Here is a 12,119-nt window from a genome sequence, read left to right as displayed (position 1 = left end):
AAAAGCGCGCTTCGAAAAGCGCGCTCAGGTTGATGACGAACCCCGTGTTTTCGAACACGGGGTTTTGTTTTTCAGGCGCAGGTAATTTGCAGATGGTCGATGGCGCAGAAGCCAAGCAAGGCGCGCATTTTTCGCTGTAGCCACTTTTGTACGCTGGCAGAGGCGCTCAAACCGTGTAAAAGCGCGCGCAAGCGCGCCACCAACAGGGCAATCTTCTTCATGTTCTGGGCCGCCGCCGCCAACAAGCACTGCTCGGCGACCTTGCGCAATCCCCGCATACGGGCATAACGATGTCCGTGCAATTGCTTGGCGTCGGCGAAGCTGCGTTCTACCGTTTCCTTGCGTCGGGCATAGATGCGCTTGCCCCATTCGGTACGACGCCGATCATCCACCTTCTCCTTGGAACGCTCCCACACATGGCGCGTCACCACCTTGACCGCATTGGCGCTATTGGTGCATTGCTCGCGTACCTTGCAGCCTCGGCATTGCTCAGGGTTGGATTTGTATTCCCGATACCCGAGTCGATTGGTCGTGCTGTAGCGCAAGGGTTGACCCTGCGGGCAGATGTATTCGTCACGGTAGGCATCGTACTCATACGCCCGTTTAAAGAATGTCCCCGGCTTGTGGTTGGGTGTGCGGTAGCCCATCACGCCGCTGATCTCGCGATTCTCCAGTCCCTGGCAGACGGCCGGTGTGAAGTAGCCCGCATCCAGGCCAACGGCCTGTACATCAAATCCGAACGTCTGGCGCTGACGATCCAGGCGTGCCAGATAAGGCTGACTGTCATGGACTGAGGCGGGCGTGACATGGGTATCGGTAATGATGGAATGCTTGGCATCGACGGTGCGGTGATCCAGGTAGAAGAAGCCCTTGGGCTTGTCGTCGCGCACCATGTAGCCGCTCTCGGGATCGGTGCGACTGACCTTGATCTCTTTGGTGGGCGGCTCATCATCGTCGTCACGCTTGAGCGGTTTCTTGCCATGCTCGGCACGGTCGATATCCACAGCGGCATCCAGTTCGGCCAGATAGGCCGAGGGGGTCTGGGTAACTTGAACGTAGTCGAACTTGTTCTTGTTGGCGTTGGCCTTGAGGTGGGTGCTGTCGCTGTAGAGCACACGGCCATCGACCATGCCGCGTCCAATGGCCTGGCGCACGATCTCGTCGAAGATCTCTTGATAGACGGTGGTATCAATGAAGCGGCGGCGCCGGTTCTGGGAGAAGGTGGATGAGTCCGGTACCTTGTCGGTCAGACGGAATCCGGCAAACCAGCGATAGGCCACATTGACCTGGACCTCGCGGATGAGCTGGCGCTCGCTGCGGATACCGAAGAGGTAACCGATGAACAAGAGCTTGAAGAGTACCACCGGGTCCAGTGCCGGGCGGCCATTGTCGGCGCAATACAGATGCGCCACCTTCTCTCGGATGAACTCGAAATCCACCGCCGCGTCGATCTTGCGCAGCAGGTGGTCCTTGGGCACGAGCATCTCGATGGTCACCATCTCTAACTCGTGCTGGGCGGCTGTCGGTTTTTTGAGCATGACCGATTAAACAACAAAGCCTTGGCTCTCGCCAAGGCTTTGTCATCAATCTGAGCGCGCTTCGAAAAGCGCGCTTTTTTGTTGTCGATGGCCTTCCCCGCTCAGATGTGCGGCACCGTCTCCTTGAAGCTGACGCGTTCGGACACCTTGTCGAACAAACGCGCCAGTTGCGGATAATCCTCGCGCCAGGCCAGATCCGGGAAGCGGAAGGCCAGCCAGCCCAGCGCACAGCACACGGCCACATCGGCCAGGGTGTAGTGATTACCCACGCAGAAGGGCTTCTCGCCCAGACCGTCGGCCATCGCCTTGAGCGAAGCCTCGACCTTGCTCCACTGGCGCTTGATCCATTCCGGGCTCTGCTGCTTGGTGGGACGCAGGGTCTTTTCCAGGCGCACCAGCACGGCCGCATCCAGCGTACCGTCGGCCAGGGCTTCCCAGCACTTGATCTCGGCGCGCTCGCGGCCATTGGGCGGCAACAGCTTGCCGACCGGCGTCAAGGTATCGAGGTATTCGACGATCACCCGGGAGTCGAACATGGCGCCACCATCATCCATCAAGAGGCAGGGCACCTTGCCCAGCGGATTGCTTTCTTGGATGGTGGTCGATGCGCTCCAGACATCTTCCAGGATGAATTCATAATCGATCTTTTTTTCGGCCATCACGACGCGCACCTTGCGCACGAACGGGCTGGCATTGGAGCCGATGAGTTTTAGCATAGCGTGTGGAGTATTTATCTTGATTGATTATAACATTCGCATTTCCTGACAAATTTGTGAAGACATATGCCAAAAATGGAATGCAACGGTCGGGCACATCTTGACCGGACCGGAAAACTGGGCCGAGCAACCTGCCGATGGTAAAATGGCAGGCTCGGGCGATTCGGGTTTTGGGGCAAATGCTTGCCAAAACTCGCCAATCTTCAGTCAACGCATCTCATCCGTTTCCATCATGTCCCTCTCTGCTCTCTCGGCCCTGTCCCCGCTGGACGGCCGCTACGCCTCCAAGACCGATAAACTGCGTCCGCTGCTCTCCGAAGCGGGCTTCATGCACCATCGCGTGAAGGTCGAGATTGCCTGGCTGCAAGCCCTGTCCGAAGCTGGCTTTGCCGAGATCAAGCCGTTCTCGGCCAGCGCCCGCGCGCTGCTGGAGCAGCTGGCTGCCGACTTCACCGAAGCCGACGCCGCCCGCATCAAGGAAATCGAAGCCGTCACCAACCATGACGTGAAGGCGGTCGAATACTGGCTCAAGGAAAAAGTGAAGGATGTGCCCGAACTGGTGGCCGCCTCCGAATTCATCCACTTCGCCTGCACCTCCGAAGACATCAACAACACCTCGCACGGCATGATGTTGAAGGCCGCGCGCGACACCGTGCTGCTGCCCTCGCTGCAAGCCGTCATCGCCAAGCTGACCGAACTGGCCCATGAACACGCCGCCGTGCCGATGCTCTCGCGCACCCACGGCCAGCCGGCCAGCCCGACCACCCTGGGCAAGGAAGTGGCCAACGTCGTGGCGCGCCTGCAACGCGCGGCCAAGCGTATCGCCGCCGTTGAGATCCTGGGCAAGATGAATGGCGCCGTGGGCAATTACAACGCCCACCTGTCGGCCTATCCGCAGACCGACTGGGCCGCCTTCTCCAAGCAAGTCGTGGAACAGCGCCTGGGCCTGGTCTTCAACCCCTACACCATCCAGATCGAGCCGCATGACTACATGGCCGAGCTGTTCGATGCCGTGGCCCGCACCAACACTATCCTCTTGGACCTGAACCGCGACATCTGGGGCTACATCTCCCTGGGTTACTTCAAGCAACGCACCAAGGCTGGCGAAATCGGTTCCTCGACCATGCCGCACAAGGTCAACCCGATCGACTTCGAAAACTCCGAAGGCAACCTGGGCATGGCCAATGCCGTGCTGAAGCACCTCTCGGAAAAGCTGCCAGTCTCGCGCTGGCAGCGCGACCTGACCGACTCCACCGTGCTGCGCAACATCGGCGTGGGCTTCGGCTACACCCTGCTGGCCTATGACAGCTGCCTGCGCGGCCTGAACAAGCTGGAAGTGAACCCGCAACGCCTGGCCGACGACCTGGACGCCACCTGGGAAGTGCTGGCCGAGCCGGTGCAGACCGTCATGCGCCGCTATGGCATCGAGAATCCGTATGAGCAACTGAAGGAACTGACCCGCGGCAAGGGCATCTCCAAAGATGCCCTGCGCGACTTCATCAATGGCCTGGCCATCCCGCAAGAAGCCAAGGACCACTTGCTGGCCATGACCCCGGCCAACTACATCGGCACCGCCGTGGAACTGGCCAAGCAAATCTGATTCTTCATATAAGCTCTTAAAAAGATGAATAAATGGCGCGCAGCGATGTGCGCCATTTTTCATTTGTGCAACCAAGATAGTGAAGCTTCGTAAGGATTGCTCGCAAAAGCGGACGGCTGAAGTACGATTTCGGCGAGTAATGCGAGCAGCCAAAGCTCTTTATACTCAGTAGGTCAAAAAGAGTGGCATCATCGCTTGCCGCCCGGAATCTTTCAGGAATCCGCGACGCCAGCCCGGCCTGCCCGCCCTGCAGAACCATTGCAGAGCCAGCCGCTCCAAACGCCACCTACGCTCGCCCCAACATCCTATGGAACGCTATACCAAACCCGCCGTGCTGCTGCACTGGCTGATTGCCCTGTTGATCATCTCCGCCTTCGGACTGGGCCTGACCATGGTCGATATTCCCGGCCTGACCCCGACCAAGCTGAAGTATTTTTCCTGGCACAAGTGGCTGGGCGTGACCGTGCTGGCCCTGGCCTGCGTGCGCCTGCTGTGGCGTCTCACGCACAAGGCGCCGGCCTATCCGGCCAACATGCCAGGCTGGCAACAAGCGGCCGCGCATGGCCTGCACCTGGGCCTGTACGCCCTGATGTTCGCCATTCCGGTGTCGGGCTATTTCTATAGTCTGTCTGCCGGCGTGCCGGTGGTCTATCTCGGCGTGCTGCCGCTGCCGGTGCTGATGGCCCCCGATCCCGCGCTCAAGCCGCTGCTCAAAGAGATCCACTACTGGCTCAACATGACCCTGCTGGCCGCCTTCGCCCTGCATGTACTGGCCGCGCTCAAGCACCAGTTCATCGATCGTGACAACATCTTCAAGCGTATGCTGCCCTGAGCCCCTGCAAAGCAGGTACTACGCAAGATTATTCATATTGCTCGTTTTTTTACGGAATCCGACATGACTTTCTCCCGCTTCTTCCAACCCTCCCTCCTGGCCCTGGCCGCTGCTTCCTTTGCGCTGTCCGCCCAAGCCGCACCGCTCAAGGTGGATGCCGCCAAGAGCACCGTGGTCGCCACCTTCAAGCAACTGAACGTGCCGGTCGATGCCAAGTTCAACAAGATCAGCGCCGCCATCGACTTCGACGCCGCCAAGCCGGAACAAGGCAAGGCGACGGTCGACATCGACGTGGCCAGCTTCGACCTGGGGGACGCCGAATACAACAAGGAAGTGCAGAAGAAGGAGTGGTTCAACGCCGCCCAATTCCCCAAGGCCAGCTTCGTGACCAGCAGTATCAAGGCCGCTGGCGCCGGCAAGTTCACCGTGGCCGGCAAGCTGACCATCAAGGGCAAGAGCAGTGACGTGTCCTTCCCGCTGACACTCAAGAAGGAGGGCGCCGCCCAGATCTTCGACGGCGTGCTACCCATCAAGCGCCTGACCTACAACATCGGCGAAGGTGAATGGAAAGACACCAGCATGGTGGCCGATGAAGTGACCATCAAGTTCCACATCGTGGCCCAGTAATTCGTACCAACAACACCAACAAGAAGTCGTTCCGCGCCATGACGCACCGCCTCACGGCGGGCTTCCCCCTGCGGTTTTTTCTCACATCAAGGAAATAAAACACATGAAACTGAACCACCTCCTGCTCGCCCTGGTTGCCGCCGGCGCCGCTGTCTCCGCCAACGCTGCCGATACCTACAGCATCGATCCCAGCCACACCTATCCCAGCTTCGAAGCTGACCACATGGGCGTGTCCATCTGGCGCGGCAAGTTCGACAAGACCAGCGGCACCGTGACCCTGGATCGCGCAGCCAAGACCGGCACCGTCGATATCGTGGTCGATACCGCCTCGATCGACTTCGGCATGGCCAAGATGAACGACCACGCCAAGAGCGCCGACATGTTCGACGTTGCCAAGTACCCCACCGCCGAATACAAGGGCACGATCAAGTTCAACGGCGACAAGCCGGCCTCGGTCGAAGGCAACCTGACCCTGCACGGCGTGACCAAGCCGGTCACCCTGACCCTGAACAAGTTCAACTGCATCATGAATCCGATGCTCAAGCGTGAAGTCTGCGGCGGCGATGCTTCGGCCACCTTCAACCGTGCCGACTTCGGTATCGACTACGGCGTCAAGTACGGCTTCTCGATGGAAACCAAGCTGGCCATCCAGGTCGAAGCCGTCAAGACCAACTGAGACTGATCAGCTACGCTGACTGGCCGTTGCGGCACTGCCAGATGGCAGGGTCGCAAAGGACGGATGCGAAAGCCGATAAGAGCCGATGCGATAATGCATCGGCTCAGATTGATGACAAAGCCTTGGCGAAAGCCAAGGCTTTGTTGTTTAATCGGTCATGCTCAAAAAACCGACAGCCGCCCAGCACGAGTTAGAGATGGTGACCATCGAGATGCTCGTGCCCAAGGACCACCTGCTGCGCAAGATCGACGCGGCGGTGGATTTCGAGTTCATCCGAGAGAAGGTGGCGCATCTGTATTGCGCCGACAATGGCCGCCCGGCACTGGACCCGGTGGTACTCTTCAAGCTCTTGTTCATCGGTTACCTCTTCGGTATCCGCAGCGAGCGCCAGCTCATCCGCGAGGTCCAGGTCAATGTGGCCTATCGCTGGTTTGCCGGATTCCGTCTGACCGACAAGGTACCGGACTCATCCACCTTCTCCCAGAACCGGCGCCGCCGCTTCATTGATACCACCGTCTATCAAGAGATCTTCGACGAGATCGTGCGCCAGGCCATTGGACGCGGCATGGTCGATGGCCGTGTGCTCTACAGCGACAGCACCCACCTCAAGGCCAACGCCAACAAGAACAAGTTCGACTACGTTCAAGTTACCCAGACCCCCTCGGCCTATCTGGCCGAACTGGATGCCGCTGTGGATATCGACCGTGCCGAGCATGGCAAGAAACCGCTCAAGCGTGACGACGATGATGAGCCGCCCACCAAAGAGATCAAGGTCAGTCGCACCGATCCCGAGAGCGGCTACATGGTGCGCGACGACAAGCCCAAGGGCTTCTTCTACCTGGATCACCGCACCGTCGATGCCAAGCATTCCATCATTACCGATACCCATGTCACGCCCGCCTCAGTCCATGACAGTCAGCCTTATCTGGCACGCCTGGATCGTCAGCGCCAGACGTTCGGATTTGATGTACAGGCCGTTGGCCTGGATGCGGGCTACTTCACACCGGCCGTCTGCCAGGGACTGGAGAATCGCGAGATCAGCGGCGTGATGGGCTACCGCACACCCAACCACAAGCCGGGGACATTCTTTAAACGGGCGTATGAGTACGATGCCTACCGTGACGAATACATCTGCCCGCAGGGTCAACCCTTGCGCTACAGCACGACCAATCGACTCGGGTATCGGGAATACAAATCCAACCCTGAGCAATGCCGAGGCTGCAAGGTACGCGAGCAATGCACCAATAGCGCCAATGCGGTCAAGGTGGTGACGCGCCATGTGTGGGAGCGTTCCAAGGAGAAGGTGGATGATCGGCGTCGTACCGAATGGGGCAAGCGCATCTATGCCCGACGCAAGGAAACGGTAGAACGCAGCTTCGCCGACGCCAAGCAATTGCACGGACATCGTTATGCCCGTATGCGGGGATTGCGCAAGGTCGCCGAGCAGTGCTTGTTGGCGGCGGCGGCCCAGAACATGAAGAAGATTGCCCTGTTGGTGGCGCGCTTGCGCGCGCTTTTACACGGTTTGAGCGCCTCTGCCAGCGTACAAAAGTGGCTACAGCGAAAAATGCGCGCCTTGCTTGGCTTCTGCGCCATCGACCATCTGCAAATTACCTGCGCCTGAAAAACAAAACCCCGTGTTCGAAAACACGGGGTTCGTCATCAACCTGAGCCGATGCGATAATGCATCGGCTTTTTTATTGGCGCGCCTTGTTTGCGATCATGGAGTGATCGGCCGCCAAACCGCACAATGGCTCGCATTCGCCGTTTTGCTGCTCTGCAAAACATTTTAAAACGCGCTAATCTAAGCGCCTCCCTCAAGGAGCAAGAAGCATGTCGTTAGCTGACCTACGCAAAGACTACAGCCGCGCCAGCCTGTCCGAACTCGACACGGCCGCCGATCCCATCGACCAGTTTGCCATCTGGTTCGATGAGGCCAGCCGCGCCCAGATTCCCGAGCCCAACGCCATGAGCGTGGCCACGGTCGGGGCCGATGGTCGGCCCTCCTCGCGCATCATCCTCATCAAGCAGTTCGACCAGCAGGGCTTTACCTGGTTTACCAATTACGACAGCCGCAAGGGCCTCGATGTGATCCACAATCCCTATGTGGCGCTCCTGTTCCACTGGGTCGAACTAGAACGCCAGGTCCGCGTCGAAGGAAAGATCGAGCGTGTGAGCAAGGAAGAAAGCGACGCCTACTTCTACAGTCGCCCGCTGGCCAGCCAGCTGGGTGCAATCGCTTCACAGCAGAGCCGTACCGTAGCCAGCCGCGAGACGCTGGAACAGCAATACGAAACAACCAAGCAGCAATTCGGGGAACATCCTACCCGCCCGGAACACTGGGGCGGCTATCGTGTCATTCCCGATCGCATCGAATTCTGGCAAGGCCGCCCCTCCCGTATGCACGACCGCGTACTCTACACGCGTTCGCCCGATGGCCAGTGGCAACGGCAGCGCCTGCAGCCCTGAAGACATCTTGATGCCAGGCAGGGCGCAAAGCATTTATCACTGACGCGGAGGACATCGTGTTTTGGGAAAAGAAGCTTGACGCCTGGGTAGACAATATTCGCAACGTATCGGCCCTGCCCCTGCGGCTGGTGCTGTGGAATGGACAGCAGTACGACTTCAGTAGCGGCACGCCGGAAGTCACGCTGAAGGTTCCGCACGCATCAGCCATCACCTCACTGCTCACCCCCTCGCTGGCCAACCTGGGCGAAGCCTACGTCGAAGGCAAGATCGAAGTCGAAGGCAAGGTCAAGAGCATCATCCAGGTCGCCAACGGCCTGGCGTCCAACACCCTCAAGGCTGAAGGCCGGCTGGGCCGCATGGTGCGCAGCGTGACCCACACCAAGAAGCGCGATGCCGAGGCCATCCAGTACCACTACGACGTCTCCAACGACTTCTACAAGCTGTTCCTGGATGAGAACATGGTCTATTCCTGCGCCTACTTCGAAAATGGTGATGAGGATCTGGCCACGGCCCAGTTGAAGAAGATCGACCACATCCTGGAGAAGATCCGCTTGCAGCCCGGCCAGACCCTGCTCGACATCGGCTGCGGCTGGGGGGCGCTGGTGCTGCGGGCGGCGCAGAAGTACGGCGCGCGCTGCGTGGGCATCACGTTGTCCAAGAACCAGTACGCGCTGGCACGCGAGCGGGTAGAAGCAGCCGGGCTGGCCGATCGCATCGAGATCCGCCTGCAGGACTATCGCGACCTCACCGGCAGCTTCGACCGCATCACCTCGGTGGGCATGTTCGAGCACGTGGGCATCAAGAACCTGCCGGCCTATTTTGCCCAGATCAGGAAACTGCTGGCCGATGGCGGCATGGCCATGAACCACGGCATCACCAGTACCGACATCCAGAACGGCGAGTCGCCCTACGGCGCCGGCGAATTCATCGACAAGTACGTGTTCCCGGCCGGTGAACTGCCGCACATCAGCACCGTGCTGCAGACCATGCAGGAAGGTGGCCTGGAAGCCTTCGACGTGGAAAACCTGCGGCGCCACTATGCCCGCACCTGCGGCATCTGGGCTGACAATTTCGAAGCCAATACCGAGGCCATCCACCAGGTCACCGATGAAAAGCATTACCGCATCTGGCGCGTCTACCTGGCCGGCAGCGCCTATGGCTTCGAACGGGACTGGATCTCGCTGTACCAGGTCATCTGCACCAAGGCTGGCCGCAGCGCACAGACGCTGCCGTGGTCGCGCAAGTACATCTACCAACAACAATAACGCCCTCGTCTACCCCCTACTCCCTATCCAATGAATGCAACGGGCGCACCAAGGTGCGCCCGTTGTGCTTGGCAAGCAGCCGCGCAGAGATCTATTGCTGCTTGCTCTTCTCGGCAAAGACCTCGCGCAGCTTGGCCACCTTGGGCGCCACCACGAAGGCGCAGTAACCCTGGAAGGGATGTTGCACGAAGTAGTTCTGGTGATAGTCCTCGGCCCGGTAGTAAGGCTGGGGCGGCGAGAGTTCGGTCACGATGGGCGCATCCCATACCAGCGCCATCTCGGCAATGATGTGCCGGGCCGTATCATGCTGGGTTTCGTCCTGATAGTAGATTACTGAACGATATTGCGTACCGACGTCATTTCCCTGGCGGTTCAAGGTGGTCGGATCGTGGATGGTGAAGAAAATTTCCAGGATCTCACGGAAGCTGATCTGCTGCGGATCGAAGACCAGCTTGACCACTTCCGCATGACCGGTCTGGCCGCCGCACACCTGTTCATAGCTGGGATCGACCACGCTGCCGCCGGTATAGCCGGACTCCACCGACTGCACGCCCTTGACCTGCTGATAGACCGCTTCCAGGCACCAGAAGCAGCCGCCGCCCAGTACTGCGATTTGCGTGGCCATGATGTTCTCCCGTTGAGTTGCTTATGATAAAACTTTACTCCAAATCAGCATCAGAAGTAGGGCCGATATGAAGGTTTGTCAAGTGAGGCGGCTGCGGCAAGACCGGGCAGTATCCGCTATCATGTGCAGACCTGCGCTACGCCGGGCCGGCCATGACGCCACCGCCCGGACGCGTCTACTCCACTCCAAGCCCCCGATGCACACACGTTTCCCTCGCGCCGAAGCGCGTCAGTTCGACGCGGCACATTTTCGCCAGGCCCTGTCGCAATTCGCCACGGGCGTCACCGTCATTACCACCCGGCTGGCCGATGGCACACTGCTGGGCTTGACGGCCAGCTCCTTCAATTCGGTCTCGCTGGACCCGCCGCTGGTGCTGTGGAGTCTGGGTACGCGGGCCAACAGCCTGCCGGTGTTTTCCGGTAACTCGCATTACGTCATCAACATCCTCAGCGCCGAACAGGCGCACCTGGCGCAACAGTTCGCCAGCAAGATGGAGAACCGCTTCGAGGGCGTTTCCTATTCCCTCTCGCGCACTGGCCAGCCGGTGCTCGATGGGGTCTCGGCCTGGTTCGAATGCCATAACCGCAGCCAGTATCCAGAGGGCGATCACGTCATCTTCGTAGGCGAGGTCGAACATTGCGAAGTCGATCCGCAAGCCGCGCTGGTGTTTCACAACGGACGCTTCGTCCAGACCGGGACCTTCTGAAACTTCCCACCTGCAAGCGCAAGAAAACAAAAAGCGCCGGTAGCGATACCGGCGCTTTTTGCTTGAGGCAGCCTTACTGTCTTAGAACTTGTAGCCCACCGACAGGAAGGTCACGATCGGGTTGATCTTCAGGCTGGTGGTCGAATGCACCTGGGTACCGGTGGGCAAGGTGGTGGTGATGTCGGCATCGGTCTTCAACGGGATGTACGACACCGAGAAGCCCAGCGACCAGTTCTTGTCGAAGTTGTAGTTGGCGCCCAGGCTCACCACCGGTGCCCACGAGGAGCTCAGGGCCGCCGTCGAGGGCGAAGCAGCCGAGCGGTTGCCGGTGTAACGCATCGAAATGGCTTGCTGGAAGGTGTTGCTCAGTTGGATGCTGTCATACCAGACATAGCTCACACCGGCGCCGACGAAGGGACGGAACTGGCTGTTGGCGTCGCCGAAGAACCACTTGGCCACCACGGCCGGGCTCCATTGCTTGGCCTTGCCGATCTCACCCACGCCCGACAGCGAACCGGTGCCATTCAGATGGAAGGTCGGCGGGATGCCCAGGTCGGTGGTCAGCGCAAAGTTGTCGGTGAAGAAGTGGGTGAAAGCCAGACCCACGGTGTCAGCGGTGCTCACCGAAGCCCCCGAACCCGGCAGCGGGCCGGCCGGGGTGGTCAGCGGATCGCTGGAATCCTGCGGCGCCAGGTGGAACCAGCCGACGTTGACTACGTTACTGCCTGCGCTTTGCGCCATGGCGGGAGCAGCAAAGGCTGCCATCACGGACAAGGCGGCGAGTTTGGGCAAGAAGGAAAATTGTTTTTGCATTGCTGTCTCCAAGAGTTACGGGCGTGGCCCGGATTTTTATTCCCGACGGCTGGCCTCTGACGGGATGTTGATTACGGCTGGTCACCGTTTTTCTTTATTCAGCGTAAAGCGCGTAACTGGTGGTCACTCGATATTTACGCTGGCGAAACAAAAAGAACGCGCGTGCTATTCCTTGGAGATACTATGCCAGCTTTGTCACTTTTTGTATAGAAGATGTGAAGAGCGCGGGCGTGCTTGTCTACTTTTGACAAC

The 12,119-nt window shown here is 59.4% G+C and carries 12 protein-coding genes; 8 read left to right on the top strand and 4 right to left on the bottom strand.

The annotated features are described in order from the left end of the window. Nucleotides 1–71: 71 nt before the first annotated feature. Together RC54_RS03380 and RC54_RS03375 are read right to left on the bottom strand one after the other, a co-directional pair. On the bottom strand, nt 72–1,538 hold the full coding sequence (locus RC54_RS03380; protein WP_244216356.1) for an IS1182 family transposase: 1,467 nt from the start codon (nt 1,536–1,538) through the stop codon (nt 72–74). A 101-nt stretch (nt 1,539–1,639) separates the two neighbouring features. Next, complete coding sequence (locus RC54_RS03375; RefSeq protein ID WP_017451490.1) at nt 1,640–2,254, bottom strand: glutathione S-transferase family protein; 615 nt, start codon at nt 2,252–2,254, stop codon at nt 1,640–1,642. Nucleotides 2,255–2,486: 232 nt separating this feature from the next. Between RC54_RS03375 and purB the strand changes: the two genes are divergently transcribed. The 7 genes from purB (at nt 2,487) to RC54_RS03340 (ending at nt 9,723) form a co-directional block, all read left to right on the top strand. Then, nucleotides 2,487–3,854 carry an adenylosuccinate lyase gene (purB, locus tag RC54_RS03370; protein WP_058897471.1) on the top strand — a complete coding sequence of 456 codons (1,368 nt, stop codon included), beginning with the start codon at nt 2,487–2,489 and terminating at the stop codon, nt 3,852–3,854. Between the two features lie 307 nt (nt 3,855–4,161). Next, nucleotides 4,162–4,686: a cytochrome b gene (locus tag RC54_RS03365; protein ID WP_061790734.1), complete on the top strand. Its 525-nt coding sequence runs from the start codon at nt 4,162–4,164 to the stop codon at nt 4,684–4,686. A gap of 63 nt (nt 4,687–4,749) precedes the next feature. Then, nucleotides 4,750–5,313 (top strand): YceI family protein, encoded by a 564-nt coding sequence (locus RC54_RS03360; RefSeq protein ID WP_058894248.1) that lies wholly within the window; start codon nt 4,750–4,752, stop codon nt 5,311–5,313. A 103-nt stretch (nt 5,314–5,416) separates the two neighbouring features. Continuing rightward, a complete protein-coding gene (locus RC54_RS03355; RefSeq protein ID WP_058894247.1) occupies nt 5,417–5,989 on the top strand; it encodes a YceI family protein in 573 nt (190 codons plus the stop codon). A gap of 157 nt (nt 5,990–6,146) precedes the next feature. After that, nucleotides 6,147–7,613 carry an IS1182 family transposase gene (locus RC54_RS03350; RefSeq protein WP_244216356.1) on the top strand — a complete coding sequence of 489 codons (1,467 nt, stop codon included), beginning with the start codon at nt 6,147–6,149 and terminating at the stop codon, nt 7,611–7,613. A gap of 209 nt (nt 7,614–7,822) precedes the next feature. Then, the gene (pdxH, locus tag RC54_RS03345; RefSeq protein WP_058894246.1) at nt 7,823–8,458 is read left to right on the top strand and encodes a pyridoxamine 5'-phosphate oxidase; all 636 of its coding nucleotides are present in this window, start codon (nt 7,823–7,825) and stop codon (nt 8,456–8,458) included. A gap of 56 nt (nt 8,459–8,514) precedes the next feature. Beyond that, nucleotides 8,515–9,723 carry an SAM-dependent methyltransferase gene (locus RC54_RS03340; protein WP_044531507.1) on the top strand — a complete coding sequence of 403 codons (1,209 nt, stop codon included), beginning with the start codon at nt 8,515–8,517 and terminating at the stop codon, nt 9,721–9,723. 91 nt (nt 9,724–9,814) lie between these two features. Here the strand turns inward: RC54_RS03340 and msrA are convergent, their stop codons facing one another. Further along, nucleotides 9,815–10,348 (bottom strand): peptide-methionine (S)-S-oxide reductase MsrA, encoded by a 534-nt coding sequence (gene msrA, locus RC54_RS03335; RefSeq protein WP_061789681.1) that lies wholly within the window; start codon nt 10,346–10,348, stop codon nt 9,815–9,817. Nucleotides 10,349–10,544: 196 nt separating this feature from the next. Between msrA and RC54_RS03330 the strand changes: the two genes are divergently transcribed. Further along, on the top strand, nt 10,545–11,054 hold the full coding sequence (locus tag RC54_RS03330; protein WP_058894244.1) for a flavin reductase family protein: 510 nt from the start codon (nt 10,545–10,547) through the stop codon (nt 11,052–11,054). An 81-nt stretch (nt 11,055–11,135) separates the two neighbouring features. On the opposite strand, the gene RC54_RS03325 is transcribed toward RC54_RS03330, so the two are convergent. Continuing rightward, on the bottom strand, nt 11,136–11,867 hold the full coding sequence (locus RC54_RS03325; protein WP_061789680.1) for an OmpW/AlkL family protein: 732 nt from the start codon (nt 11,865–11,867) through the stop codon (nt 11,136–11,138). Nucleotides 11,868–12,119 lie beyond the last annotated feature (252 nt).

Origin of the sequence: Herbaspirillum rubrisubalbicans, from assembly GCF_003719195.1 — a bacterium.
Taxonomy (GTDB): Bacteria; Pseudomonadota; Gammaproteobacteria; order Burkholderiales; family Burkholderiaceae_D; genus Herbaspirillum; species Herbaspirillum rubrisubalbicans.
This window is presented reverse-complemented; position numbering and strand designations above follow the sequence as displayed.

Excerpts from the sequence above, each read along its gene's own strand:
- msrA (WP_061789681.1), bottom strand. The coding sequence starts at position 10,348 with ATGGCCACGCAAATCGCAGTACTGGGCGGCGGCTGCTTCTGGTGCCTG.
- RC54_RS03355 (WP_058894247.1), top strand. The coding sequence starts at position 5,417 with ATGAAACTGAACCACCTCCTGCTCGCCCTGGTTGCCGCCGGCGCCGCT.
- purB (WP_058897471.1), top strand. The coding sequence starts at position 2,487 with ATGTCCCTCTCTGCTCTCTCGGCCCTGTCCCCGCTGGACGGCCGCTAC.
- RC54_RS03330 (WP_058894244.1), top strand. The coding sequence starts at position 10,545 with ATGCACACACGTTTCCCTCGCGCCGAAGCGCGTCAGTTCGACGCGGCA.
- RC54_RS03380 (WP_244216356.1), bottom strand. The coding sequence starts at position 1,538 with ATGCTCAAAAAACCGACAGCCGCCCAGCACGAGTTAGAGATGGTGACC.
- RC54_RS03365 (WP_061790734.1), top strand. The coding sequence starts at position 4,162 with ATGGAACGCTATACCAAACCCGCCGTGCTGCTGCACTGGCTGATTGCC.
- RC54_RS03375 (WP_017451490.1), bottom strand. The coding sequence starts at position 2,254 with ATGCTAAAACTCATCGGCTCCAATGCCAGCCCGTTCGTGCGCAAGGTG.
- RC54_RS03360 (WP_058894248.1), top strand. The coding sequence starts at position 4,750 with ATGACTTTCTCCCGCTTCTTCCAACCCTCCCTCCTGGCCCTGGCCGCT.
- RC54_RS03350 (WP_244216356.1), top strand. The coding sequence starts at position 6,147 with ATGCTCAAAAAACCGACAGCCGCCCAGCACGAGTTAGAGATGGTGACC.
- RC54_RS03325 (WP_061789680.1), bottom strand. The coding sequence starts at position 11,867 with ATGCAAAAACAATTTTCCTTCTTGCCCAAACTCGCCGCCTTGTCCGTG.
- pdxH (WP_058894246.1), top strand. The coding sequence starts at position 7,823 with ATGTCGTTAGCTGACCTACGCAAAGACTACAGCCGCGCCAGCCTGTCC.